Origin of the sequence: Collinsella sp. AM24-1, from assembly GCF_003470325.1 — a bacterium.
GTDB lineage: Bacteria > Actinomycetota > Coriobacteriia > Coriobacteriales > Coriobacteriaceae > Collinsella.
This window is the reverse complement of record NZ_QRHM01000011.1, coordinates 40,698-66,151: the sequence shown is the minus strand read 5'-3', so window position 1 is coordinate 66,151 and position 25,454 is coordinate 40,698. Positions and strand designations below refer to the sequence as shown.

The 25,454-nt window shown below is 60.1% G+C and carries 21 protein-coding genes; 19 read left to right on the top strand and 2 right to left on the bottom strand.

Annotation, left to right across the window (positions count from 1 at the left end; genetic code table 11):
• Nucleotides 1-46: 46 nt before the first annotated feature.
• Nucleotides 47-682, bottom strand: a complete 636-nt coding sequence (gene serB, locus DW661_RS05880; RefSeq protein ID WP_117563673.1) for a phosphoserine phosphatase SerB — start codon at nucleotides 680-682, stop codon at nucleotides 47-49.
• 256 nt (nucleotides 683-938) lie between these two features.
• On the opposite strand from serB, the gene aspS reads away from it, so the two are divergent.
• The 16 genes from aspS to ligA all read left to right on the top strand — a co-directional run bounded on the left by aspS (nucleotide 939) and on the right by ligA (nucleotide 19,777).
• Entirely contained in the window at nucleotides 939-2,726 is a 1,788-nt protein-coding gene (gene aspS, locus DW661_RS05875; RefSeq protein WP_118934972.1) for an aspartate--tRNA ligase, read from the top strand.
• Between the two features lie 143 nt (nucleotides 2,727-2,869).
• Entirely contained in the window at nucleotides 2,870-3,118 is a 249-nt protein-coding gene (locus DW661_RS05870; RefSeq protein WP_158564421.1) for an HPr family phosphocarrier protein, read from the top strand.
• Between the two features lie 235 nt (nucleotides 3,119-3,353).
• Nucleotides 3,354-3,596, top strand: a complete 243-nt coding sequence (locus DW661_RS05865) for a FeoA family protein (RefSeq protein ID WP_022094360.1) — start codon at nucleotides 3,354-3,356, stop codon at nucleotides 3,594-3,596.
• Nucleotides 3,597-3,636: 40 nt separating this feature from the next.
• Nucleotides 3,637-3,858: a FeoA family protein gene (locus DW661_RS05860; RefSeq protein WP_006234774.1), complete on the top strand. Its 222-nt coding sequence runs from the start codon at nucleotides 3,637-3,639 to the stop codon at nucleotides 3,856-3,858.
• 123 nt (nucleotides 3,859-3,981) lie between these two features.
• Complete coding sequence (locus DW661_RS05855; RefSeq protein WP_118934969.1) at nucleotides 3,982-6,309, top strand: ferrous iron transporter B; 2,328 nt, start codon at nucleotides 3,982-3,984, stop codon at nucleotides 6,307-6,309.
• A gap of 175 nt (nucleotides 6,310-6,484) precedes the next feature.
• The gene (locus DW661_RS05850; protein ID WP_035136858.1) at nucleotides 6,485-6,685 is read left to right on the top strand and encodes a hypothetical protein; all 201 of its coding nucleotides are present in this window, start codon (nucleotides 6,485-6,487) and stop codon (nucleotides 6,683-6,685) included.
• 521 nt (nucleotides 6,686-7,206) lie between these two features.
• Nucleotides 7,207-9,156: an NAD(P)/FAD-dependent oxidoreductase gene (locus tag DW661_RS05845; protein ID WP_118934967.1), complete on the top strand. Its 1,950-nt coding sequence runs from the start codon at nucleotides 7,207-7,209 to the stop codon at nucleotides 9,154-9,156.
• Nucleotides 9,157-9,359: 203 nt separating this feature from the next.
• On the top strand, nucleotides 9,360-10,052 hold the full coding sequence (locus tag DW661_RS05840) for a GntR family transcriptional regulator (protein ID WP_118934965.1): 693 nt from the start codon (nucleotides 9,360-9,362) through the stop codon (nucleotides 10,050-10,052).
• A gap of 120 nt (nucleotides 10,053-10,172) precedes the next feature.
• Nucleotides 10,173-11,195 carry a LacI family DNA-binding transcriptional regulator gene (locus DW661_RS05835; protein WP_158568419.1) on the top strand — a complete coding sequence of 341 codons (1,023 nt, stop codon included), beginning with the start codon at nucleotides 10,173-10,175 and terminating at the stop codon, nucleotides 11,193-11,195.
• Between the two features lie 153 nt (nucleotides 11,196-11,348).
• Nucleotides 11,349-12,686 (top strand): glutamine synthetase family protein, encoded by a 1,338-nt coding sequence (locus tag DW661_RS05830; protein ID WP_117583362.1) that lies wholly within the window; start codon nucleotides 11,349-11,351, stop codon nucleotides 12,684-12,686.
• A 50-nt stretch (nucleotides 12,687-12,736) separates the two neighbouring features.
• Nucleotides 12,737-13,399: a response regulator transcription factor gene (locus tag DW661_RS05825; RefSeq protein ID WP_117583361.1), complete on the top strand. Its 663-nt coding sequence runs from the start codon at nucleotides 12,737-12,739 to the stop codon at nucleotides 13,397-13,399.
• Between the two features lie 184 nt (nucleotides 13,400-13,583).
• Complete coding sequence (locus tag DW661_RS05820; protein ID WP_117583360.1) at nucleotides 13,584-14,711, top strand: hypothetical protein; 1,128 nt, start codon at nucleotides 13,584-13,586, stop codon at nucleotides 14,709-14,711.
• 8 nt (nucleotides 14,712-14,719) lie between these two features.
• Complete coding sequence (locus tag DW661_RS10110) at nucleotides 14,720-15,076, top strand: hypothetical protein (RefSeq protein WP_117648531.1); 357 nt, start codon at nucleotides 14,720-14,722, stop codon at nucleotides 15,074-15,076.
• A gap of 3 nt (nucleotides 15,077-15,079) precedes the next feature.
• Complete coding sequence (locus tag DW661_RS05815; protein WP_117628960.1) at nucleotides 15,080-15,664, top strand: hypothetical protein; 585 nt, start codon at nucleotides 15,080-15,082, stop codon at nucleotides 15,662-15,664.
• Between the two features lie 172 nt (nucleotides 15,665-15,836).
• A complete protein-coding gene (locus DW661_RS05810; protein WP_117628959.1) occupies nucleotides 15,837-17,300 on the top strand; it encodes a S1C family serine protease in 1,464 nt (487 codons plus the stop codon).
• A 248-nt stretch (nucleotides 17,301-17,548) separates the two neighbouring features.
• The gene (gene ligA / locus DW661_RS05805; protein ID WP_118934961.1) at nucleotides 17,549-19,777 is read left to right on the top strand and encodes an NAD-dependent DNA ligase LigA; all 2,229 of its coding nucleotides are present in this window, start codon (nucleotides 17,549-17,551) and stop codon (nucleotides 19,775-19,777) included.
• Nucleotides 19,778-19,932: 155 nt separating this feature from the next.
• On the opposite strand, the gene DW661_RS05800 is transcribed toward ligA, so the two are convergent.
• Nucleotides 19,933-21,279 carry an MATE family efflux transporter gene (locus tag DW661_RS05800; RefSeq protein ID WP_118372942.1) on the bottom strand — a complete coding sequence of 449 codons (1,347 nt, stop codon included), beginning with the start codon at nucleotides 21,277-21,279 and terminating at the stop codon, nucleotides 19,933-19,935.
• A 355-nt stretch (nucleotides 21,280-21,634) separates the two neighbouring features.
• Between DW661_RS05800 and DW661_RS05795 the strand changes: the two genes are divergently transcribed.
• The 3 genes from DW661_RS05795 (at nucleotide 21,635) to mobB (ending at nucleotide 25,269) form a co-directional block, all read left to right on the top strand.
• A complete protein-coding gene (locus DW661_RS05795; RefSeq protein WP_118934959.1) occupies nucleotides 21,635-22,672 on the top strand; it encodes a hypothetical protein in 1,038 nt (345 codons plus the stop codon).
• 235 nt (nucleotides 22,673-22,907) lie between these two features.
• Complete coding sequence (gene moaA / locus DW661_RS05790) at nucleotides 22,908-23,963, top strand: GTP 3',8-cyclase MoaA (RefSeq protein WP_233547461.1); 1,056 nt, start codon at nucleotides 22,908-22,910, stop codon at nucleotides 23,961-23,963.
• A gap of 4 nt (nucleotides 23,964-23,967) precedes the next feature.
• On the top strand, nucleotides 23,968-25,269 hold the full coding sequence (gene mobB, locus DW661_RS10455) for a molybdopterin-guanine dinucleotide biosynthesis protein B (RefSeq protein WP_118372940.1): 1,302 nt from the start codon (nucleotides 23,968-23,970) through the stop codon (nucleotides 25,267-25,269).
• The last annotated feature ends 185 nt before the right edge of the window (nucleotides 25,270-25,454 follow it).

Sequence of the window (25,454 nt, the reverse complement as noted above, 5' to 3'; positions counted from 1 at the left end):
GTTCGGAAACTATAGGACAGACTGATTCAATTGTTAGACGGATCGGCTAGTCACGCAGGATGATGTCCATGGCGAGCATCAGGTTGCGCTCGTCGATGGCAAACGGGGCGGCCTCGCGCGTCTTGGGCTTGGCGCAAAACGCGATGCCCGTGCCCGCGGCCTGAATCATGGGGATGTCGTTGGCGCCGTCGCCGATCGCGACGGTGTGGGCCATGTCGACACCGCACTCAACCGCCCAATCCAGCAGCTGGATGAGCTTGGACTCCTTGGTCACGATGTCTGCCGCCAGCTTACCGGTGAGCTTGCCGTCCACGACCTCCAGGCGGTTAGCGAGGCAAAAGTCGATGCCCGCGGCGGCCACGATCTTGTCGGCGACTTCGTGAAAGCCGCCGCTTACCACGCCGACCTTCCAGCCCTTGCTGTGTGCCGAGCGCACAAGCTCCAGCGCGCCGGGGGTAAACGTCACGCGCTCAAAGGTGCGCTCGAATACGCTCTCATCCAAGCCGGCAAGCAGCCCCACGCGTTCCTCGAGCGCCTGCTTAAAGTCGAGCTCGCCGCGCATGGCGCGCTCGGTGATCTGCGCTACCTGCTCGCCCACGCCGGCCTCCTCGCCCAACAGGTCGATGACCTCCTGGTTGATGAGCGTGGAGTCGATATCCATAACGATGAGGCGTGCGGTCATGACGGGCCTTTCCGAGTGCGGTTGTATTGGGGCACATTGTCGCACGCCGCGCGCTTGGGCGACGGCCAGGCCGCGTCAATTGTTTCGTCTCCGTCAAGTCTTTGGGCAAGAGCTACTTTTTCGCGGCACATCGACGCGGGTGCGATAAGATAGAACGCCATGCCCGGCTGCGCGGTTTACGCAGGCTGGGCAAATCTGTACGACGCCGCCCGGAACGACACGGGGCGGCACAGATCCATAAAGGAGGATCACTGGTATGAGCCAGACCCGTCCCATCGATGAGCATTCCATGCACACCCGTACCTGCGGCGAGCTTCGCTTCGAGAACGTGGGCGAAGAGGTCACCCTCACCGGTTGGGTGAGCCGTCGCCGCGACCACGGCGGCCTTATCTTCTGTGACCTTCGCGACCGCGAGGGCATCACGCAGCTCACCTTCGACCCCGAGCACTCCGACGGCGATGCCTTTAAGATCGCCGAGACCATGCGTCCCGAGTGGCCCATCAAGATCCACGGCGTCGTGCGCGCTCGTGGCGAGGAGACCACCAACACCAAGCTCGCGACCGGCGAGATCGAGGTCCTGACCGACCACGCCGAGGTACTCAATACGTCCGTCACCCCGCCGTTCCAGATCGAGGACGGCATCGAGACCAGCGAGGACACCCGCCTGCGCTATCGCTATCTGGACCTCCGTCGTCCCGAAATGATGGCCAACCTCAAGCTGCGCTCCGACTTCACCTTTGCCATTCGCGAGGCGCTGCACAACCGTGAGTTCATGGAGGTTGAGACGCCCTCCCTGTTCAAGTCCACGCCCGAGGGCGCCCGCGACTTCATCGTTCCCAGCCGTATTCAGCCGGGCAACTTCTACGCCCTGCCGCAGTCCCCGCAGCTCCTGAAGCAGCTGCTCATGGTCGGTGGCGTCGAGCGCTACTACCAGGTTGCCAAGTGCTTCCGCGACGAGGACCTGCGTGCCGACCGTCAGCCCGAGTTCACCCAGGTCGATATCGAGATGTCCTTCGTGGACCAGAACGATGTCATGAGCGCGCTCGAAGAGGTTCTTGCCGATGCCTTCGGTCGCATGGGTGTCGAGATGCCCACGCCGCTGCGTCGCATGAACTACTGGGATGCCATGGACACCTATGGCTCCGACAAGCCCGATACCCGCTATGGCATGCACCTGGTCGACCTGACCGACATCTTTGCCAACTCCAAGTTCAAGGTCTTTGCGACCGCCGCAAATGAGGAGGGCTCTGTCGTCAAGGCCATCAACGCCAAGGGCGCCGGTGCCTGGGCACGTGCCAAGATCGATAAGCTCGCCGGCGTGGCCTCCACGTTTGGCGCCAAGGGCCTGGCCTGGATCGCTTTCCGCGAGGATGGCTCCATCAACAGCCCCATCGTCAAGTTCTTCTCGGACGAGGAGATGGCGGCTCTGCGTGAGCGCATGAACGTCGAGCCCGGCGACCTTGTGATGTTCGCCGCCGGCCCGCGCCTGCTCTCCGACGAGATCCTGGGCGGCATGCGTTCCCACATGGCTAACGCGCTCGAGATCAAGCGCGAGGGCCACGACTTCCTGTGGGTCGTCAACTTCCCGCTGTTCCACTGGGACGAGGATCGCAAGGCCTATGCAGCCGAGCATCAGCCCTTCACCCTGCCGACCGAGACCGACATCGCCAAGATCGAGGCAGATCCGCTGGCAGCCGGCTCTTGCACCTACGACTTTGTCATGGACGGCTTTGAGGCCGGTGGCGGCGGTATGCGTATCCACAACGCCGAGATGCAGATGTCCATGCTCAAGCTTCTGGGCTTTACCGAGGAGCGCGCCGAGTCTCAGTTCGGCTTCCTCATGGAGGCGCTCAAGTTTGGTGCGCCCCCGATGGGCGGTTTCGCTCTGGGCCTGGACCGCGTGTGCATGCTGCTCACCGGCTCCGACTCCATTCGCGACGTCATGGCGTTCCCCAAGACGGCCAGCGGCTCCGACCTCATGTCGGGTGCTCCGAGTGCCGTTTCCGGCGCCCAGCTCAAGGACGTCAGCCTGCGCCTGATGTAGGCGAGCGGCTACATATTGCCCGCAACGAGGGAAGGACGCGCGCCTTCCCTCGTTTTTTGTGGGACGGGGGTGCGCCGGTAACGTACAATAACTACCACGTGGCTGGGTTTGCCGGCCGAATGTGCGACGTCGTGGGAGGGGACATGGTCGAGTTTACAAAGACGATTAAAGATCCGTTGGGATTGCATGCCCGCCCGGTTGCGCTGCTCTATGACATTATTGCCAAGCATCGTAGCAACGTATCGGTCAGCATCGGCGATCGCCATACCGACGGCCGCGATGTGATGGGGCTCATGGCTCTCTACGGCGAATGTGGCGAAGACATCGTGTTCCGCGTTTCGGGCGTGGATGAGGCCTCCTGCGTCACGTCGATCAGAAACCTCTCGCTTTAACCGCAATAATGTGGCAAAGGGGCAGCCCCCTCTGTTGCATAAATTGGTATGACAAGGCACCGCAAAGAGACAGTCTTTGCGGTGCCTTCTTTGTTTCATATAGGAAACTTTTTCGAAATCTGAATGGGGACCCTTTCCAAAAAGTTAACCACGTGTTAGTTTACTAAAGCGAACATAGGCGTGGTTAACTTTTACCGCGTCGATGTTGAGGACGAACTGACGTTAGGAGCCACTCATGTCTTGCGGACCGCAGATGCCGGCAATGCCGCTTTCGATGGTAAAAGCGGGCGAAACCGTGCGCGTGTCTCGTGTAAAGGGCAATGAGGATATGAAGCACCACCTTAAGGACCTCGGCTTTGTCGAGGGCAACGAAATCCACGTGGTGAGCTCGAGTGGCGCCAATATCATCGTCACCGTGCTGGGCGCACGCTTTGGCATCGATTCCAAGGTTGCCATGCACATCATGACCGTCGGTTAGTCGACGGTATTTCTGTACGCACTGAAAGGGGGACAAGTAAATGAAGACGTTGGGTGACGTTAAGGTGGGCGAGAGCTCCACCATCGTCAAGCTTCACGGTGAGGGTGCGCTTCGCCGCCACCTTATGGACCTGGGGCTCATCAAGGGCACTTCGTTCAAGGTCGTGAAAGTTGCACCGCTCGGTGATCCGGTCGAGATCAACGTGCGCGGCTACGAGCTTTCCATCCGCAAGGAGGAGGCCGCCGTCGTCGAGGTTCAGTAAGGACTCGCGACGTATATTTCTGCAGATAAAGTTAGGTTTTTCTAACTTAATGCTACAACTTTAAAGCACATTATCCAGCCTGCGCGGAGAAAGCAGCGCAGGCACACAAGGAAGAAGGATTGAATGGCGGACTCTCAGATCCATGTCGCGCTGGCGGGTAACCCCAACTGCGGCAAGACCACGCTTTTCAACCTGATCACCGGCGCCAACGGCTACGTTGGCAACTGGCCCGGCGTCACGGTTGAGAAAAAGGAAGCCAAGCTCCTGAGCGACAAGAACGTTACCATCACGGACCTCCCTGGCATCTACTCGCTTTCCCCCTACAGCCCCGAGGAGCAGTGCTCGCGCGATTACCTCATGAGCGGCGAGCCTGATATCGTCGTCCAGGTGGTCGACGCTACCAACCTCGAGCGCAACCTGTACCTGGCGCTTCAGGTTATCGAGACCGGCCTGCCCGTGGTCGTTGCCCTCAACATGGCCGACTTGGTCGAGAAGAACGGCGACAAGATCGACACGGACAAGCTCTCCAAGAAGCTCGGCTGCCCGGTCATGATGATCTCCGCTCTTAAGAACAAGGGCATCACGGAGCTATTCGAGCAGGTCAAAAAGTCCGCTGCTTCCAAGGGCCAGGTGCCGGAGCACAAGTTCGATTCCTCCATTGAGGACGTTCTGGACCACATCGAGAACAATCTGCCGGCGAGCGTTTCCGCCAACAAGCGTCGCTACTACGCCGTCAAGCTGTTCGAGCGCGACGCGGACGCCTGCAAGCTCATCAACCTCACCAAGGAGAAGGCCGCTCGCGTCGAGCAGCTGGTCGCCCAGTGCGAGCAGGATTGCGACGACGACGCCGAGTCCATCATCACCGGCGAGCGCTACGGCGTGATTGCCCACATCATCGACGAGTGCCTCACTAAGGCTCCGGCAAAGATGAGCACCTCCGAGAAGATCGACCGCGTGGTTACCAACCGTATCCTGGGCCTGCCGATCTTTGTGGTCATCATGTTCTGTGTGTACTACATTGCCGTCTCTACCTTGGGCGGCACGGTGACTGACTTCACCAACGACCAACTCTTCGGCACCGACGGCTGGTACGTGCTCGGTCAGGGTCGCGACGCCTATGACGCAGCTGTTGAGGCTGCGGGCGACAATGCCGACTCGGTCGACCCGGCACAGTACGGCCCCTATGTCCCGGGTATCACCACCATGGTGCACGACGCCCTTGTGGCGGGCGGCACCGAGGACGGCGGCCTGGTCGATTCGCTGGTCTGCGACGGCATCGTCGGCGGCCTGGGCGCCATCTTCGGCTTCGTCCCGCAGATGTTCCTGCTCTTTGTGATGCTGTCTTTCCTGGAGGACTGCGGCTACATGGCCCGTGTCGCCTTCATCATGGACCGCGTGTTCCGCCGGTTTGGCCTGTCCGGTAAGTCCTTTATCCCCATGCTCGTGTCCTCGGGCTGCGGCGTCCCCGGCGTCATGGCCACCAAGACCATCGAGAACGAGAAGGACCGTCGCATGACGGTCATGACCACCACGTTCATTCCCTGTGGCGCTAAGCTGCCGATCATTGCCCTGCTCATGGGTTCCATCATCGGCGATTCTTCTACCACCGCCGCGTGGATTAGCCCGCTCTTCTACTTCCTGGGCGTCTTTGCCGTCATCGCCTCGGGCCTCATGCTCAAGAAGACCAAGCTCTTTGCCGGTCGCCCGACGCCGTTCGTTATGGAGCTTCCTGCCTACCACTTCCCGGCGATCCGCTCTTGGGCGCTGCACGTGTGGGAGCGCTGCTGGGCCTTTATCAAAAAGGCCGGCACGGTCATCTTCGCGTCCACCGTTGTGGTTTGGTTCCTCTCCAACTTTGGTAGCTATAACGGTTCCTTTGGCTTCCTGCCCGCGATGGACGGCATCCCCGAGGAGTTCATGGACTACTCCGTGCTTGCCATGCTGGGCAACCTGGTCGCCTGGATCTTCGCCCCGCTCGGCTTTAGCACCTGGCAGGCAACTGCGCTGACTGTCTCTGGCCTTGTCGCCAAGGAGAACGTCGTCGCCACCGCCGGCTCGCTGCTGTCGGTTGCCGACGCCGCCGAGACCGACCCGAGCCTGTGGACCGCGTTTGCCGGCATGTTCCCGACTATGGGCGCTTGCGTTGCCTTTGGTGCCTTCAACCTGCTGTGCGCCCCGTGCTTTGCCGCCATGGGAACTATCCGCAACCAGATGGACTCCGGCAAGTGGACCGCGATTGCCATCGGCTACGAGTGCGCCTTTGCCTGGGTGATCGGCCTGTTCATCAACCAGTTCTACAACCTGTTTGTCCTTGGCCAGTTTGGTATTTGGACGGTTGTAGCCATCGTTCTGCTGGTTGCGATGCTCTTCCAGATCTTCCGTCCCATGCCTAAGCACGCCTGGACCGACGAGGACGAGACCAACACCGCTTCCGCCGCAGTTTCCGCTTAAGTCCGAATAAGGATTAGCCCCTTTCCACGAGCCCGGGTGTCCCAGCGACACTCGGGCTTTTTGGTGAGGGAGATGTGGCGTTTCCGCAGATAAAACCGACCAAAATATACCTGTCCCTTTTTGGCAGGTGGAGAATGGGGTAAAGTAAGTGGTGGTTAACTAGAGGAGGCTTGCTATGGCACCTATCGATATTGTTGTACTGGCTGTTATCGGCATCGCGTTTGTCGCCGTGTGCGTGCGCATTTATCGCAAGGGCACCTGCGCCGACTGCGCTCAAGGTGGCGTTTGCACGGGACATTGTTCCAATAAAAAAACCTGCGCCGCGCTTAAGGGCGTGGACAAAATTGCCGAAGACCTGGGCCGCGGTATCAAATAGGACTCAGGCATCAAAGCGCCCCGCGAGCATCCGTTCACGGGGGCGCTTTGTGCATTCGGGGGCGAGCGCGGCGATTGGACTCGATGCCGCCGGCCGTCCGCATTTGAGTCGTTAGGGAGGGTGCCCCCTCTTGCGGCGTACATTTTTGGGAATATTCAGCAAACGTATGTCCCGATAGAGGGGCAGAACGGCTGTTTTAAGTGCCTCCGATGGCGTAATTCGCCATCGTAGGCACTTATTTATGCCGATCGGGCGCAAAATGCGCACCAAATGGGGCGTCGAGGACGCTGCGCGGCGCACTCCGATGCTGAATATTCCCAAAAATGTACGTCGGGACATGACCCACCTGGGCAAAAGCACACAAGTTCGGTGTTCAGGGGTGCCAGTATCGGCGGTATACTAGAGTTTTGTGAACCGAGCAGAAGCCGGGGGAACACGTGCGCTCGGGCACCGCTCGGTTGCTACTACGATAGATAGGTCAGTAATTTGCCGCCGAGCGGCTCAAACGAAAGGAAGCCTGCATGGAGTCATCCGCCTACCCGATGCTCTTTAGTCCGATCAAGGTCGGTACGACCGAGGTCAAGAACCGCGTCTTTATGCCGCCGGTGTCTACCAACCTGGCCGATCACGGCTATGTGACCGACGACTTGGTCGATCATTACCGTGCCCGCGCCAAGGGCGGCGTGGGCCTGATCATCACTGAGGTCGTGACGGTCGAGCCTACCTATACCTATCTGCCGGGTGACATGTGCTGCTACGACGACACGTTTATCCCTGGCTGGGAAAAGCTCGCCGCCGCCGTCCACGAGTATGGCTGCAAGATCATGCCGCAGCTCTTCCACCCCGCCTACATGGCCTTTAACATTCCGGGCACCCCGCGCCTCATCGCTCCGTCCTTTGTGGGCCCGTCCTATGCCCGCGAGGCTCCGCGTCCCATCACCATCGACGAGATCCACGAGCTCACGCATCAGTTCGGCGACGCTGCCGTGCGTATGCAGAAGGCCGGCGTCGATGGCGTCGAGGTTCATGCGGCGCACGCCCATGGCATGCTCGGCGGCTTTTTGACCCCGCTCTATAACAAGCGTACCGACGAGTACGGTGGCTCGCTCGACGCCCGCATGCGCTTCTTGCTCGAGGTCATCGCCGAGATCCGCGAGCGCTGTGGCAAGGACTTCATTATCGACGTCCGCATCTCGGGTGACGAGTACACCGATGGCGGCTTGACCCTCAACGACATGATCTACGTCTCGCGCCGCCTGGAGAAGGCCGGCGTCGACATGATCCATGTGTCGGGCGGCACCACCATCAAGCGCGGCTCTGCAATTCCCGCTGCCGGCACGCAGCAGGCCTCGCACGCTGCCTGCTCGCGCGAGATCAAAAAGCATGTGAACATTCCCGTTGCCACGGTCGGCCGCATCAACGAGGCATGGATTGCCGAGGAGCTGATCGAGGACGGCGCCGCCGACATCTGCATGATGGGCCGTGCCAATCTGTGCGATGCCGAGTTCTGCAACAAAGCGGCTGCCGGCAACGCCGACGAGATCCGTCCCTGCATCGGCTGCCTGCGCTGCCTGAACGGCATCATGTTTGGCAAGCGCATCTCCTGCACCGTCAACCCGGACGTGGAGCGCGACGAGGCCGGCTACGAGCCTGCCGCCGAGGCGAAGAACGTGCTCGTCGTGGGCGCCGGTCCCGCGGGCATGGAGGCGGCCTACATTGCCGCCAAGCGCGGCCATAACGTGGTGCTCGTGGACAAGCAGGACGAGCCGGGTGGCGAGATGCGCATCGCGGCCGTTCCGCCGGCAAAGCAGGAGCTCACGCGCGTGATCAAGTATCAGTACCGTCGCCTGGCCGAGGCCGGCGTCACGTGCGTCTTTGGTACCGAGCTGACCGCCGAGGACATCCAGCGCGATTACGCGGGCTACGAGGTTGTCCTGGCTTATGGCGCCGAGCCCATCGCTCCGGCTTTTATGCAGGGCTTTAAGCAAGTTATGACGGCTGACGACCTGCTGGGCGGCAAGGCTTTCCCGGGCAAGAAGATCGTCATCGTGGGCGGCGGCACCGTCGGCTGCGAGACGGCCGATTACCTGGCCCCGTTGGTCAACGACCTGTCGCCGGCCAATCGCGACGTCACCGTCATCGAGATGACCAAGACGCTCGCCGCTAACGAGGGCGGCGCCGGTCGCGCGGTGCTCATCACGCGCATGCTCTCCAAGGGCGTTCACGTGCTGACCGAGGCCAAGGTGACCGAGATCACCGAGGACACCATCTCGTACGAAAAGGATGGCCAGATCCACACCATCGCCGATGCCGATACGCTGGTGCTTGCCATGGGCTATCGTCCCAATACCAAGCTTGCCGACGACCTTGCCGCTGCCGGCGTTGCCATCCACGTGCTGGGCGATGCCAACAAGTGCGGCAACATCCGCGACGCTATCGGCGATGGCTACAAGGTTGCCTGCGAACTCTAGTCAACCCCTTGGTGCATGAAGAGGGGCGTCTCTGCGCCATCCGATAGCAAAACAGCGGTGGTGTCCCGGGTTTCGGGATGCCGCCGCTTGCTCTTGCGGTGCTGGCGACGTGAGCACCGCCTCTTTCACCGCAATTGAGGGGATGGGGGATGCGATAGTATTACGTGGTATTCGACAAACCGTGAGCTTCATCCGAGGGCTTTATGGAACAACACCAGCATTATCAGAGCCTGCAAGACCAGGCATACAACGCACTGCGCTCCAAGATCATCTATGCCGAGCTCAAGCCCGGCACACGCCTTTCGGCGATTGGTCTGGAAAAGGAGACGGGAATCGGGCGCACGCCCATTCGCGAGTCCTTTGTGCGCCTGCGTGAGCAGGAGCTGGTGGAAACGCGTCCCAAAAGCGGCACCTATGTCTCAAAAATCAGCATGGAGCGCGCTGAGAACGCTTGTTTCTTGCGCGAAAAACTCGAAAGAAGCGTGCTTATTAAATGCTGTTCGGCCGCCTCGCCCGAGCAAAAGCAGCGGCTCGAGCAGATTCTTACCGAGTCCGAGTCGCTCGACCATAGCGAAACGCGTCGCTTTTTCGATCTGGATAACCTGTTCCATGAGACGTGTTTTGTGATTGCCGGTCGCCACATGCTGTGGGATTGGATGAAGAGCGTCAATACGCATTTTGAGCGGTATAACTGGCTGCGTATGGTGTCGCAGGATCTGGATTGGGAGCCGATTCGTCGGCAGCATCGCCGGATTCTCGAGGCCATTAAGAAGGGCGATACCGACGCGGCGAGCTATTTGGCAGAGACGCACTTGCATCTGATGCCCGAGGAGCAGGGCCCGGTTATCGCCTTGCATCCCGACTATTTCGAGCTGCCCAAAGACTCGGCTATCTAACTCGCGCCCTTTATTTGCTGCGGTGAAATTAAGATCGTTCTGCGGCTCTGGTGGCGTAGGCAGTTCGTATAAATGCCTAAAATGGCTCAGAATGCCGACAGTTGGGAAACGGGGTGCGCTATGGCGCAGATGAGAATCAAGGATATTGCCGCCGAGGCGGGTGTGAGCCCGGCCACGGTCTCGCGCTATCTCAACAACCGCCCCGGGCAAATGACCGAGGAGACCCGTGCCCGCATCGCGGCGGTTATCGAGCGCACCGGCTATCGCCCGCGCGCCGCCGCGCGCAATCTGCGCAGCTCGCGCACCAACCTCATCGGCGTGATCCTGGCCGACATCGCCAACCCGTTCTCGAGCGCCATGCTCGAAGGGCTTTCAGCCAGCGCCGCCGCGCGCGGCTGCTCGCTCATGACGGCCATTAGTGGTAACGACCCCGCTAAGGAAGCGGAGTCGCTCACCAGACTTATCGACGCCGGCGTGGATGGCCTGGTCGTCAACACCTGCGGCGGTAACGACGAGGCGATCGCCGCGGCAGCGGGACGTCTGCCCGTTGTGCTGCTCGACCGCGATGTTGCCGCCAGCGGCGTCGACCTGGCGACATCTAACAACCGTGAGCTGGTCGTCGGCTTGGTAGACGCCTTGGCTGCTGCGGGCAGCGAGCGCCTGTGCCTGCTCACCGAGGCAAGCGATGACAGCCCCGTGCGTCGCGAGCGTGCCGAGGCCTTTGCCGACGAGCTTTCTCGACGCGGACTTGCGGGCGAGGTCGTCACCCTGGCCGACGGCGGTGCCACGGGCGTCGGCCGCTTGGACGAGACTATCCGCGGCTATGCAGGCAAAAAGCTCGGCCTCATTGCCGTCAACGGCCTGGTCTTTCTGCGCCTGACCGAGGCACTGGCACAGTTGGGACCGTCGTTGCCGGCGGGTCTCAAGATCGCGACGTTTGACGATTATCCCTGGAACCACGTGCTCTTTGGCGGCGTGACCACGGCCGCGCAGGACACCCTCACCATTGCCGAGCGCGTGGTCGAGCGCCTGTCCGAGCGCATCGACGTCGTTACCACTACGGTGGGCGACGCCGCGAAGCTCGCCCCCAAGCGCATCGAGATCCCCGGCCACATCGAATACCGCGCTTCGACCTCGCGCTAGCCGCCCGTCCGAGTCGGTCTGTTCGTGCTTGGCACCCGCCTGCGCGCACGTTTTTTGAGCGCTTGATACGCTTTAACCCTGCGGAAACATTTTTCTGCGATAGTATCTGCGATATAGACCAGTCGAAACCCGCCCGAAAGAAAGGGGAGCGACATGAACCAGCAGAACATCGATTACGTACTCCGCTCCGTAGAGCAGCGTGATATCCGCTTTGTGCGTCTGTGGTTTGTCGACATTCTCGGCCGCCTCAAAAACTTTGCTATTAGCCCCGAGGACCTCGAGGTCGCATTTGAGGAGGGCATTGGCTTTGACGGCTCGGCCATCGAGGGCTTTGCCACGCCCGAGGAAGCCGATATGCTGGCGTTCCCCGATGCCTCGACCTTCCAGATTCTGCCGTGGCGCCCGAGCCACAACGGCGTCGCCCGCGTGTTCTGCGACGTGTGCACTCCCGATCGCAAGCCGTTTGCCGGCGACCCGCGCGATGCCCTGCGCCGCATGTTCCGCAAGGCCGAGAAGGCTGGCTATCTGCTCAACGTGGGCGCTGAGCTGGAGTATTACTACTTCCCCGACGAGCACACGCCCGAGCCGCTCGACAACGTGGGCTACTTCGATCTTTCGGTGAGCGATGCCGCTCGCGACCTGCGTCGTAACACGGTCCTCACGCTCGAGAAGATGTCCGTGCCCGTGGAGTACACCTTCCACGCCGCCGGTCGCTCACAGCACGGCATGAGCCTGCGCCACGCCGAGGCCCTGAGCATGTCCGACGCCATTACCACGGCCAAGCTCATCATTAAGCAGCAGGCTTACGAGAGCGGCTGCCACGCCTCCTTTATGCCCAAGCCGCTGGCGGGCGAGGACGGCAGCGCCATGTTTTTGCATCAGTCGCTGTTCGACCATGACGGCAACAACGTCTTTTGGGGCGAGGGCGACGAGAAGTACCATCTCTCCGACGTCGCCAAGCACTATATGGCCGGTATCTTGGCGCACGCGCGCGAGATTAGCGCCATCACCAACCCCACGGTCAATTCGTACAAGCGCATCACCACGGGCGGCGACTCCGTGCCGCAGTACGCCACGTGGGGCCTGCGCAACCGCGCAAGCATGATCCGCATCCCGGTCTACAAGCCCGGCAAGCAGCTTTCCACACGCATTGAGCTTCGCAGCCCCGATCCCATGGCTAACCCGTATCTGGTCAACGCCGTCACGCTGGCGGCTGGTCTCGACGGCATCGAGCGCAAGCTGGAGCTCCCGCCCGAGGCAACGGCCGAGACGCTCAAGCTCACCGGCCGTCAGATGCTCGAGGCCGGTTACGCGCCGCTGCCGCGCTCGCTCAAAGAGGCGCTCGACGTGTTTGAGGACTCGCAGTTTATGAAGGATGCCCTCGGCGAGCACATCCATAGCTTCTTCCTCAAAAAGAAGCGCGACGAGTGGCATAAGTTTGAGTCCACGATCACCGAATGGGAGATCAAGCACTACCTGGCGAACTCCTAATCGCGCTGGCTTGTCCCAGTACGATTGAGCTCATTTCTTTGGAGGCCGATATGTCCGAAAAGAGTGCCCTGTTCATGGCGCGCACGACGCGCTTCCACGAGTTTGCCCGCAGCTTGACGACCACCCTGGGTGTCGAGGTGAGTCTGGCCACCCCCGATTCGCCAACTGCGGCGCACGACTTTGACCTGCTGATCCTCGATTCCGATGGCATCCGCAGCGACCGCATCGATCAGATTGCCAAGTGGCTCGACGATCGCGGCGGTGTTCCCATGCTGGTGATCGTCGACGACGAGGCGCTCGGCACCCTGCGCCTGCCGAATCATGCGCATGCCGACTTTGTATGTCCCACGGCGACGCCCAACGAGCTCAAGGCTCGTGCACAGCGTCTGATGGGCGAGGAGGAGCCCGTCGCCTCCGATGATGTGCTCAACATCGATAACCTTGAGATCAACCTGGCCACCTACCAGGTGACACTCGATAGCGAGCCCATTGACCTGACGCTGATGGAGTACTCGCTGCTGAGTTTTTTGGCGACGCATCCCAACCGCGCCTACAGCCGCGAGGTACTGCTGCACCGCGTGTGGGGCTTTGAGTACTGCGGCGGTACGCGCACCGTCGACGTGCATATCCGACGCATCCGCTCCAAGGTGGGCCCGCAGATCGCGGCGCACATCACCACCGTCCGCGGCGTGGGCTATCTGTTTAAGGACTAGCAAGTAAATAGAGGGCAATGTGAGGGTACCGGAGATTTCTCCAGTACCCTTTTCTCGTTTAGGGCGAAAAGAAGACCTTTCACCGATTAAAAGTGTGTCAGTAAAAACAATATCAAACGTATAACACTATCTAGAGAATATCATTTAGTTACCGTATCTCCCTACTACACGGATGGAGGAAGAAATGCGTTATTCGAGAAAGGTGATTGTCGGATTCATAGTGTTGCTTGCCGCCCTGATGTCTCCAAGGTTGGTTTTTGGAGACGACGACTTGGTCCGTGTCACACCGCAAATAGCTGTGGAGCAAGCGCAGGCTTTCTTTGATGATGTATCGGATGAGCCGGTGACCGCTTGTGACCCAGTAAAAATGGTGAATTCCGATGGGGAATCAATCGGGTATATCGTTCGTGCGAAGCGGGATGACGTTAACTATGGCTACGTCGTATTTGATTCAGAGCGATCTTGGTGGATCAGCGAATACTGCTTGGCTCCGAACGCTCTTTTACCTATCGAGAGTGCAAGCGAAGAAATTGCACTCCTCGCATCCTCGGATAACGTCGTTGCGTTAAAGATTGACGAGCTAACTGTTGGCGTTGCCGACTTAGATAAAAACATTGTTTTAGACGCAAGTGGAAAAAAAGTACCAAATAAATTGTCCTCGGGAGGCAATCGCAGCGGATCGCCGGAACATTTCGATGACGTTTTTGTATCTGCCAAGGATTTGTATAAACAGGGATATGTTGTTGATGCGAGCAAAACGGTTTCGGGAATAATAACGCCAACGCAAACAGAAGTTATCAAAGAAACGGGGACTTATGCTTGCGCTGTTTCGGCAATGTTTGCAGTTAGCAGTCACTATGTGACTTTGAACCGCCTTAAATTGTCCGATTTATACTCGGAGCTTTGGAGGCTGTCGGGGACATGGGAAGAAGAAGAAAAGAAATATGATCAAGCGACTGGTCTGTACTTTACTCAAGGCAAGACTTCTCCTGATAAACCCGCTCCGGCCTTAAAGGAGTTTTGTGCAAGACGAGGCAAGGAGCTTGAGACGTCATTCGTTTGGTATCCGTCATGGGATTCCTTTAGGGTGAATACCGACTCGGGGAATCTGAGTATTTTCTCTGGAAGGCTCCGGTCAAATGGCAGCGGGCACGCAATGGCAGTTGTGGGCTACGTGGCAATGCATAACACATACTCGAATGCCAAGAAGTACCTGCTTGTTGTTTGGAATGGATGGACAAACCAGCTACAGTTTCTTCCATATGACGTATCAATTTACACGTCTCACGATGGCACATATTGCAAGGGTTGATTGTACTCGTGAACGGCGACAAGTTCATTCGAAGGGCAATGCTCCTATTGGTGCTTTCCTTTGCTTTGCTCACCGCAGCGAGCTTCTTTCTGTTAAGGGCGACTAATGGGGGAGAAAACGACACGGTTGTTGCAGTCGAGGTGCGCGCTCTATCGGATGTTCATAACGGGCAATTTGAGGCGCTTATGCCAAGTGGTTGCCGTAAGAGAATCGATATGCGCCGTAAGTCAAGTTCCGGATATGTCTCAGGGTTGAAAGCAGGTGATAAATGGATTCTAGTTTTTGTGGAAGATAAGGAACTTGACGGGACTGTTCTGTATCCCCATTCAGCTGAGAAAGTCAAATCAAGTAGACAAGGGGAATGAAGAATGATTGATAGAAAGCAGTTCTTAGGTCTGATGGCGGGGGCTCCTATTTTGATGCGAGCCGGGATGGCAGAAGCCGTGGAGTTGCCGGACGCTCAGAAGCGATTGACGCTCGTGGTCGACACGGTGGTCAGAGATGAAAATGGCAATGAAAAAACGCGAACAAGAAGCAGAGAGACTATTTTCACGCCAGAGAGCAAAACTGTGTCTGCCGACGCTATGGCCGGTGATGTCATAACAATCCAGAGGGAATCAGATGAAACGTTGCCGCTGCTTGCCAAGATTGAGCTCACAGTCGCTTATTATAACGATAAAACAGAAATTGAGATTCGTTCCGGAAAGTACTCGATAGTCCAAATCGATCCGCTTGTGATGTATGCAAACGCTTGGTATGCGCTCATGCAGAAAGATAAATATGTGATGAACTACTTCGCAGAAGGCGAAGCATCATATGAAACGGGGTGGGGGCCAACGCCATACGACGCGGAGAAGGATAAGTGGACGTGCGGATCAGGCATGGGCGCGACGATTACGGACTTCATTAACGATTCAACATATAGCTTTGCTATCGACTGTTATATCGAATAGACATGACGGCATAAAACGAATTGGCCTATAAGCATGTCATTACTTAAGCAAAGCTGAAATCTTGGCATCTAGTGCTCGGGACTGCCCAGCTTGGGGTACAACTCAACGTGAACAATGATGGCCCGCCACATGTTTGGCGGGCCTTTGGTTATTTGACGAAAGGATCGCAGCTATGAGCGAGTACGATTCCCAGCGTCCCCAGGATGCGGGCAACGCCGGCGAGACCCAGCAGCAGCCGCGCGTGCAGGTGGAGTCGACGCCTGCCGATGGCAGTAACATTCCTTACGTGCAGGCCTACGACACGCAGACCGGAAAGCCGCTGGGCAGCCAGCAGGTTGTAAACAAGCACACCGTGGTCAAGACTAAGACCAAAAAGCTGCCGATCTTTATTACGGCGCTCGCCGGCTGTGCATGCGGCGCCCTGCTGGTCATTGCGCTCATTATGAGTGGCACGCTCAACATTGGCAGCGGAAAGAATGCCGTGACGGCGGGTGCTTCGGGTTCATCGACGCAAAAGATTACGATCGACTCCGAGGACACCACGCTGGCCGAGGCCGTCTCTGCCAAGGCGCTGCCCTCCGTGGTTTCCATTACCGCCACTTCGAGCGGCGGCCAGAATGGCTCGCTTTCGCAGTCTGCCGACGAGTCGGACGGCTCGGGCAGCGTCGGTTCGGGCGTTGTGCTCGATACCGAGGGCCACATCCTCACCAACAACCACGTGGTCGATGGCTATGACCAGTACGTGGTGACCATGGACGACGGCACCACCTACGAGGCCGAGTTCGTGGGCAACGATGCTTCGAGCGACCTAGCCGTCATCAAGCTCAAGGATGCTGACGCCTCTAAGCTCACGCCGATCGAGATCGGCGACTCTTCCAAGCTCAACGTGGGCGAGTGGGTCATGGCGATCGGCTCGCCGTTCGGCAACGAGCAGTCTGTCTCCACGGGTATCGTGTCGGCGCTGTATCGCTCCACGGCCATGAGCTCTACCAACGGTAACACCATCTATGCCAACATGATCCAGACCGATGCCGCCATCAACCCGGGCAACTCCGGCGGCGCGCTCGTTAACGACAACGGTGAGCTGGTGGGTATCAACTCGCTCATCGAGAGCTACTCGGGCTCCAGCTCGGGCGTGGGCTTTGCCATTCCCGTTAACTATGCCAAGAACATTGCCGACCAGATCATCGACGGCAAGACGCCGGTTCATCCGTACCTGGGCGCCACGCTTTCGAGCGTCAACGCGCTCAATGCTCGCACTAACAAGCTGAGCACCGATAGCGGCGCGTACGTGGCAAGCGTCGTCGAGGACGGTCCTGCCGCCAAGGCCGGCATCCAAGAGGGCGATGTCATTACCAAGCTGGGCGACGATGAGATTTCGAGCGCCGATGGCCTGATCATCGCGCTGCGCAGCCACGAGGTGGGCGAGAAGGTCGAGATCACGCTCATGCGCGGCAAGGAAGAGAAGAAGGTTACCGTCGAGCTGGGCTCCGACGAGGAGCTGCAGAACCAGCAGCAGGACGACAGCGCGACCGACACCGGCAACGGCGGTATTACCGACGAACAGCTGCGCCAGTACCTGGAGGAGCTGCTGGGCCAGCAGGGCCAGGGTCAAGGCTACGGTCAGGGTTACTAGCGAGCCGTTTCGCACATATCGAGGCCAGGGGGGGCTGTCCCATCAACGTGGGACAGCCCTTTTTTCTTATTGATCCGTTGGGGACGGAGGAAAACGGATCATTTGGAACTGACAGGGGCATGGTTTGATCGCGCGATCCACCCCAGTCTGGCGGCTGCCGATTCGGTGCGGTTCGAGACCGCTATTCGGCCTCATTGCGACCGGTGGTACTCTAGTATCCGTTTGAAATCGAGCGAAGGAGTGCCGCTATGGAGCAATCGAGCCTGTTTGGTGACGGCGTGGACATCGATACCGAAACGCCCGCGAGCACGGATACCGCCGTACCGGCCGATGCCCGTGCCCAGGCGGCAGCGCGTGCGGCCGAGCTGCGCCACGAGCTCGATTACCACGCCTATCGCTACTACATGCTCGATGCGCCCGAGATCACGGACGCCGCCTTTGACAAGATGCTCGTTGAGCTGCAGGAAATTGAGGCCACCTACCCCGACCTGGTGACGCCCGACAGCTATACCCAGCGCGTGGGCGGGTACGTGAGCGAGCAGTTTACGCCGGTCACGCATATGGCGCGCATGTATTCCATGGACGATGCCATGGATCTGGACGAACTCGACGCGTGGCTCCAGCGCACCGAGGATGCGCTCGGTGCCGGCAGCGTCACCTATACCTGCGAGCTTAAGATCGACGGCCTGGGCGTGGCGCTTACCTACCAAAACGGCACCTTCGTACGCGCAGCCACACGCGGCGATGGCACCACGGGCGAGGACGTGTCGCTCAACGTCCGTACCATCAAGGATGTGCCCATTCACCTGTCCGAGCCGGCGCTCGCCCACATGGGCGCCGACCGCGAGCGCACCATCGAGGTCCGTGGCGAGGTCTATATGCCCAAGGGCAGCTTTGTGCGCCTGAACGACGAGGCCGATGCCGAGGGGCGCGACCCCTTCGCCAACCCGCGCAACGCTGCCGCCGGCAGCCTGCGCCAAAAGGACCCCAAGGTCACGGCGCGCCGCGATCTCGCTACCTTTATCTATGCCATCGCCGATACCGATCCGCTGCACGTCCACAGCCAGCGCGAGTTCCTCGATTGGCTGCGTAGCGCCGGCTTTAGCGTCAACCCTAACGTGGCTCGCTGTGCCACACCCGCCGAGGTCCACGAGTTCTGTGCCCAGGCGCTCGAACACCGCGGTGACCTGGACTACGACATCGACGGCGTGGTCGTAAAGGTCGACAGCTTCCAGCAGCAGCTCGACCTGGGCTTTACCGCCCGCGCACCGCGCTGGGCCATCGCCTTTAAGTTCCCGCCCGAGGAAAAGCAGACCGTCCTGCGCGAGATTCGCATCCAGGTGGGCCGCACCGGTGTGCTCACACCGGTCGCCGAGTTCGACCCGGTGACGGTTGCCGGCTCCACCATCGCGCGCGCCACGCTGCACAACATCGACGAGATCCGTCGCAAAAACGTGCGCGAGGGCGACACTATCATCGTGCACAAGGCGGGCGACGTGATTCCCGAGGTCGTAGGTCCGGTGCTCGATAAACGCCCGGCCGATTCGGTCGACTGGCACATGCCCGAGGTCTGCCCCGTGTGCGGTAGCCCCGTGGTCCACGAGGATGGCGAGGTTGCCTACCGCTGCGTGTCCATCGACTGTCCCGCACAGCTCAAGGAGCGCCTGCTTCACTGGGTAAGCCGCGGCTGCATGGACGTCGACGGCCTGGGCGACGAGATCGTCGACAAGATGATCGCTGCCGGCCTGATCCACGATGTCGCGGACTTCTACCAGCTCACGGTCGACGACATCGCAGGCCTGGACACAGGGCGCGTGTACGCTAGCTCCAACAGCAAAAAGGGCGTCAAGAAGGGCGACCCCATCCCGGTGGGCCTCAAGACGGCCGAGAAAATCATCGCCGAGCTCAACAAGTCCAAGAGCCAGCCGCTCGGTCGCGTGCTGTTTGCCCTGGGCATCCGCCACGTGGGCAAGAGCGTGGGCGAGGTCATCGCCGAGCGATTCCTGTCGATTGATAAGCTCATCTTGGCGAGTGAAGAGGACATCGCCGAGTGCGAGGGCATCGGTCCCAAGATTGCGGCGAGCGTCAAGCAGTTCCTGGCCGTGCCCGAAAACCTTGCCGTGCTGGAGCGTTTGCGCCAGGCGGGTCTGTCGCTCGAGGTCGACTTGGGCGCCGCGCATGCACAAGCCGCAGCCGACGCGGGCGTGGCGGGCGAGCTCGCCGATGCACAACCGCTCGCGGGTCTGACCTTCGTGCTCACCGGCACGCTCGTCAACCGCACCCGCGACGAGGCAGGCGCGGCGCTCAAGGTGCTCGGCGCCAAGGTCTCGGGCAGCGTGTCCAAGAAGACGAGCTATCTGGTTGCCGGCCCCAAAGCGGGCTCCAAGCTCACCAAAGCCGAGCAGCTGGGCGTACCCGTGCTGGACGAGGACGCCCTCGAGCAGATCCTGGCGACTGGTCAGGTGCCGGAGGCTTAAGGCGTCGATAACCAAATTGAAGAACCGCCCGGAAGCACGATGCCTTCCGGGCGGTTCTTACTTTGCTGGGGCAACCGGCACCGTGATCTGCGTCACGTAGGTTGCCGGGTCGTCGCTGATGATGTCATCGATCAGGGCAATCTCGCGTTGCCCCGCTACGCCACCAACCTGTCAAAAGCCCCGCGCCGGTTGAGTACGGTAAATGCCACTACACAGATGACCGCCGACAGAATCGAGCCGCACGGCGAGGCGATACCCATGGGAAATAGCGTGTCGGAATAGGCGTTCGACAGCAGCCACGCGCCCGGCACGCGAATGAGTGCCACAGCCAGCACGTTGTGCGCAAAGCCGATGTAGCTCTTGCCGTATGCAGCGAAAAAGCCGCTAAAGCAAATGTGGATGCCGGCAAAGATTGCATCGAAAATATAACTGTGCATATAGCCGGTACCGGCCGCGACCACCGCGGGGTCCTTGGCAAAAAAGCCAATAAACGTCGGCGCCACCAGCCACATCAGCACCGTGATCAGGCAGCCGTACACCACCGAGATCGTCATGGCGTCCTTGAGTACCTGACGCGCGCGGTCGCCCTTGCCCGCGCCGGCGTTTTGCGCCGTGAGCGCGCTGACGGTGGCACCCATGGAACTCGGCACAATGAATAAAAAGCTGATCATCTTTTCGACCAGGCCCACGGCGGCGGCGTCGACCAGGCCGCGGTGGTTGGCGATGACGGTGATAAACATAAACGCCACCTGGATGCAGCCGTCCTGCACAGCCACGGGCACGCCGATTTTAAGAATGCTGCCGAGCACCTCGGGCTGGGGGCGCAGGTCGCTGCGCTTAACGTGGATGTTTGTGCGACGGCTCTTGAGCCACACGAGCGCGAGGGCAACGCTGGCTGTCTGCGCGGTCACCGTGCCGAGCGCCGCGCCCACGGGGCCGAGCCCCATGTGGCCGATAAACAGAAAATCGAGCGCGATGTTGATGATGCATGCCACGCCAATTACGTACATGGGCGAGCGCGAATCGCCTAGCCCGCGAAAGATGGCCGAAAGAATGTTGTACGCGGCGATAAAGGGAATGCCGATAAAGCAGATACGCAGGTAGGCGGCAGTGCCTTCGACGGCTTCGGCGGGAGTGCCAATGAGCGCCACGATCTGCGGGCAAAGCGCGAGCAGGACAGCGGCCAGTACCACCGAGACACCCATAAAGAGCGTGATGGTATTGCCGATGGCGGTCTCGGCGCGATCGAAGCGGCGCGAGCCCACGGCGTGGCCGACGATGACCGTCGTTCCCATGGCCAGACCAACGAGTGTCACGGTAATGATATAGAGCGTCTGTGCGCCGTTGCCCACGGCGGTGATGCCGGCAGCGCCGCTAAACTGCCCCATCATGTACAGATCGGCCATGCCGTAGAGCATCTGAAAAAAGTACGAGAGCATATAGGGCAGGGCAAAGACCGCGATGGTCTTGAGGACATTGCCGCGTGTGAGGTCGTGTTCCATGGGCGGGGCACTTTCTGGCTTGGGTCGTTTACGTACCAGTGTAGTGAAAACCCTACAACGATTGTAGAGTCAAGGTTTGTATTGGCAGCAGGGCGAAAAAGTCACGCTCGCGTTCATTTCTAATTGAATACGGACGTGCGCCCTGCAAAGTACGATGCTTTGACCCCTCCGTGCCCCTCACCTCGCCTCAAACCATCACAACATTCGACGTTTTTCGCCAAAATCGAGAAAAGCATCGAATGTTGTGATAGTTTTTCTGCCACTCGGCCGGGTGGAATCGCTTTCTTGTGCACGAAGGTGTGCGGACCCGTGGGCAGGGGAATAAGGTTGGTTATCCGACTCCATTGGAGGGCTCATGGACCTGCCGATCGTCTTGTCCCATAAGACTGCCTGGCTGTACCACAACGTGGCGCGCCCGTCCGAGCCGCTCTCGCGAGCAAGCAGCCTATACGATGAGGACTCGCTTGCTAGCGAGGCGGAGCCGACTGCGAGCCTGCCCAAATTGGGACTCGATGCCAAGGGACTGAGGGCTTCAACGGCAGTTGGGATCGTTACCGACTATCTGGTTTCGCTTGGTATTCCACGAGAAGAGCTCGATCATATCGACACGCTCGTCAACTTCGATTTTGAGCGCTCGACGCCGGCTGGATTTAGGTGCCACGTGTTTGGGGCGCCGGTACCTCCAGGCCATCTTATCGAGGTGGCAGAGGGCCTTCTGGTGGTTGATGAGGCCATGTGCTTTGTCCAGGCGGGTTCGTGGATGAGTGAGCCCGAGCAGCTGGAATATGGCTACGAAATCTGCGCCCGATACCATTTGAATCATCTGTCGACAGGCGATTATATCGAGATGGGGCAGAGGTATACCGTTGCCGACTTGATTGCCTATTGCAATGAGAACCGATCTCGTCAGGGGGCTATACGCGCGGCCGCCGTGCTCAAGCGCGTGCACGATGGCGCGCGGTCGCCCATGGAGACGGCCACCGCAATCATGGTCGTAGCAAAACGTTTCCAGGGCGGGCTGGGATACGCCAAAATCGAGCTCAACCATAGGGTCGATGTTCCCAACGAGTTCAAGTGTCTCGCAAAGGCCGGGTATTTCGAGATTGACGTATATGCGCCTGCGAGCGGTACGGGGATTGAATACAACGGCTCGGACCATCTTGATAAACAGCGCAGCGCGTCGGATGCGGAGCGTATGACCGTACTGAGCGCGCTGGGCTTTAGGATGATCGTCCTCACCGGGACTCAGTTTGCCCATCAGCTGCAATTGCACCGGGCGATGAACGCCATTGCGCTCGCTATGGGCCTCAAGTGCGACCGAAGCGAAGCGTTCCAAAAGCGGCAGAACGACCTTCGAGAATTCGTGATTCGCCACTGGGACGGCGGCCTCTAGGGGCGCTTTGGTCTTTCTACGGGGTGCCGTGGGCAGGCAAACCATCACAACATTCGACGTTTTTTGCCAAAAACGGGAAAAGCATCGAATGTTGTGATGGTCTGTGTGTTGAGGATGGGCTTGGGAAGTCCGTTTTGCTCGAAGCGACCTGTCCTGTCGTACGGGTGTCGGCATGATTCTCTCGTGGGGTATTATGTTTTCCGAAGAATAAAACGCCGCGTGAGGGGAGGGCTGCGTGGACGGGCACGTGCAACATGACGGCTTTGGCCGCGATATCAACTACCTGCGCATTGCCGTTACCGACAAGTGCAATTTCCGCTGCATTTACTGCATGCCGGCCGATGGCGTGGCGCCCCGTGCACACGACGAGCTACTCAGCGCCGAGGAAATCGCCCGCTTTGTGCGCTTGGTGGCGGGGGAGGGCATTCGCCGCGTACGCCTGACGGGCGGCGAGCCGCTGGTCAGCCGCCGTATCATCCCGCTCATTCGCGACATCCGCGCGATTCCGCGGATCGAGGACATCTCGCTCACCACCAACGGAGCCCTGCTGCCCAAGCTGGCGCCGCAGCTCAAGGACGCGGGGCTTAACCGCGTCAACATTTCGCTCGACACGCTCGACCCTACGCTCTTTGGAAAGATCACGCGCCTGGGTCGACTCGAGCAGACCATGGCTGGCATCGACGCGGCGCTGGCCTGGGGCTTTGAGCCCGTTAAGGTCAACTGCGTTGTGGTGCGCCGGCTCAACCAAGATGTGGCGGCCCTCGCGCGGCTCACGCTCGACCGCCCCATCCACCTGCGCTTTATCGAATACATGCCCATCGGCGACGAGCGCACGAGCTCGCATTGCGCCGTGGACCCTCACGCACCCACGCTCAGCCCCGAGTTGTGGGATGCGAGCGACAGCGTGCCGAGCGACGAGCTGCGGGCGCGCGTCAATGCCGGGGCCGCCGCGATGGGTCTGGGCGAGCTCGAACCGCTTGACATCACCGACGCTCCTGCCGGCGCGGGCCCCGCGCGCTATTGGCGCTTTCCGGGCGCGGCGGGAACGGTCGGCTTCATCAGCGCCATGTCCAACCATTTTTGCGCGAGCTGCAACCGCCTGCGCCTGACGGCCGATGGCAACGTGCGTCCGTGCCTGTTCAGCGATGCCGAGTATTCGGTGCGCGAGGCGTTGCGCCGTGGTGATGATATGCAGGTACTTTCGATTTGGCGCGATGCCGTGGCCCACAAACCGCAGGAACACGCGATAATTGAGGGCACGCAACGATTTATGTCCCAAATCGGAGGATGATCATATGGCCAAGAGCAGGTACGCCGATGCCACCAAGGCCGCTCGCAGGGCCGCGATGTCTGCCCATAAAGCCACGGCTGCTGCCAGCAACACCGCTGGGTCCGCGGCGGTACAGCCGTCCGCCGGCACTGTTGCCGAGCCCGCCCGCGACGCCCGTCGCGACGAGCTGACGCACGTGGACGCCAAGGGCGAGGTACGCATGGTCGACGTGTCCGACAAGGCCGAGACCCATCGCATTGCTATCGCCGAGGGCTCCATCCTCATGCATCCCGAGACGCAGGCCATGGTGCTGCAGGATCGCGCCAAAAAGGGCGACGTGCTTGCTTGCGCGCGTGTGGCGGGCATTATGGCCATCAAGCGCACGAGCGACATCATCCCCATGTGCCATCCGCTGCTCATTACCAAGAGTAAGTGCGATATCGAGCCCATTGCTCCGGCGGGGACGCCGGTCGATGACATGCCCGAGGGCTGGGCACCGGCGCGCACGGACGGGCAGGTTGGCTTTCACGTACTGGTTACGGCGGGCGTGACGGGCAAGACGGGTATCGAGATGGAGGCCCTGACCGGCGCGAGTGCCGCGTGTCTGACCATCTACGACATGTGCAAGGCCGCCGATCGCGGCATGGAGATCGTCGACGTGCGCCTGCTGCACAAGGAGGGCGGCCGTTCGGGCGTGTGGGACCGCGCAGAGCGTCAGGCCGCTGCCGTTGAGTCCGTGGCCACTGACGGTACCGCGCCTGCGAGCGCACCCATCGCCGTCGCGCCTGCAGCTCCGGCCCCGGCCGTCCCTGCGATCGCGTTTATCGGCTACCAAAACTCGGGCAAGACCACGCTCGTCGAGAAAGTTATCGCCGAGCTCACCCGCCGCGGCCTGCGCGTGGGTTCGCTCAAGCATCATGGGCACCACGGCTTTGATATCGACGTGCCTGCTAAGGATACGTGGCGCCATCACCAGGCCGGATCCAAGCACGTGGGGCTCATCTGCGCCACGCGCTGGGCGGAGTACGCCGACACGCGCGAGGAGGACGAGATGCCCGCGCGCGAGCTGCTGTCGCGCTACAACGATGTCGACGTGGTGATCATCGAGGGCTACAAGACCGAGGGCTTCGACAACATCGTCGTCGCGCGCTCCGGTGTCGACCGTCTGCGTGGCAAGAGCTCGCTTGACCTGGTCGACGGCCGCACGCTGGCCCTTGCCTGCAACGAGGCCCTGGCGCGTCAGGCCTTCGACGCCGGTTTTGCGACCCGAGCCATCAGCATCAACGACGCCCGAGCCATCTGCGACCTGATCCAAGACCACCTTTAAGGCTTGACGCTGCGCCGGCCCCAAGCACCCCATCTCGCCCCTCAAGCCGTCGCTCGCGTACCAAAGTACGCGTCGCTCCTCTTTCGGGGCGACCCGGGGCACTTGGAACCGGCTCGCTGCGCTGCCATAACCTGCCAAAAAGGGACAGGTTTATTTTGGCAGGTTTTATCTGGGCAAACGTCACT

What these genes read in the sequence shown, in the direction of transcription:
- serB (WP_117563673.1), bottom strand. Translation starts at nt 682, where the DNA reads ATGACCGCACGCCTCATCGTTATGGATATCGACTCCACGCTCATCAAC.
- aspS (WP_118934972.1), top strand. Translation starts at nt 939, where the DNA reads ATGAGCCAGACCCGTCCCATCGATGAGCATTCCATGCACACCCGTACC.
- DW661_RS05870 (WP_158564421.1), top strand. Translation starts at nt 2,870, where the DNA reads ATGGTCGAGTTTACAAAGACGATTAAAGATCCGTTGGGATTGCATGCC.
- DW661_RS05865 (WP_022094360.1), top strand. Translation starts at nt 3,354, where the DNA reads ATGTCTTGCGGACCGCAGATGCCGGCAATGCCGCTTTCGATGGTAAAA.
- DW661_RS05860 (WP_006234774.1), top strand. Translation starts at nt 3,637, where the DNA reads ATGAAGACGTTGGGTGACGTTAAGGTGGGCGAGAGCTCCACCATCGTC.
- DW661_RS05855 (WP_118934969.1), top strand. Translation starts at nt 3,982, where the DNA reads ATGGCGGACTCTCAGATCCATGTCGCGCTGGCGGGTAACCCCAACTGC.
- DW661_RS05850 (WP_035136858.1), top strand. Translation starts at nt 6,485, where the DNA reads ATGGCACCTATCGATATTGTTGTACTGGCTGTTATCGGCATCGCGTTT.
- DW661_RS05845 (WP_118934967.1), top strand. Translation starts at nt 7,207, where the DNA reads ATGGAGTCATCCGCCTACCCGATGCTCTTTAGTCCGATCAAGGTCGGT.
- DW661_RS05840 (WP_118934965.1), top strand. Translation starts at nt 9,360, where the DNA reads ATGGAACAACACCAGCATTATCAGAGCCTGCAAGACCAGGCATACAAC.
- DW661_RS05835 (WP_158568419.1), top strand. Translation starts at nt 10,173, where the DNA reads ATGGCGCAGATGAGAATCAAGGATATTGCCGCCGAGGCGGGTGTGAGC.
- DW661_RS05830 (WP_117583362.1), top strand. Translation starts at nt 11,349, where the DNA reads ATGAACCAGCAGAACATCGATTACGTACTCCGCTCCGTAGAGCAGCGT.
- DW661_RS05825 (WP_117583361.1), top strand. Translation starts at nt 12,737, where the DNA reads ATGTCCGAAAAGAGTGCCCTGTTCATGGCGCGCACGACGCGCTTCCAC.
- DW661_RS05820 (WP_117583360.1), top strand. Translation starts at nt 13,584, where the DNA reads ATGCGTTATTCGAGAAAGGTGATTGTCGGATTCATAGTGTTGCTTGCC.
- DW661_RS05815 (WP_117628960.1), top strand. Translation starts at nt 15,080, where the DNA reads ATGATTGATAGAAAGCAGTTCTTAGGTCTGATGGCGGGGGCTCCTATT.
- DW661_RS05810 (WP_117628959.1), top strand. Translation starts at nt 15,837, where the DNA reads ATGAGCGAGTACGATTCCCAGCGTCCCCAGGATGCGGGCAACGCCGGC.
- ligA (WP_118934961.1), top strand. Translation starts at nt 17,549, where the DNA reads ATGGAGCAATCGAGCCTGTTTGGTGACGGCGTGGACATCGATACCGAA.
- DW661_RS05800 (WP_118372942.1), bottom strand. Translation starts at nt 21,279, where the DNA reads ATGGAACACGACCTCACACGCGGCAATGTCCTCAAGACCATCGCGGTC.
- DW661_RS05795 (WP_118934959.1), top strand. Translation starts at nt 21,635, where the DNA reads ATGGACCTGCCGATCGTCTTGTCCCATAAGACTGCCTGGCTGTACCAC.
- mobB (WP_118372940.1), top strand. Translation starts at nt 23,968, where the DNA reads ATGGCCAAGAGCAGGTACGCCGATGCCACCAAGGCCGCTCGCAGGGCC.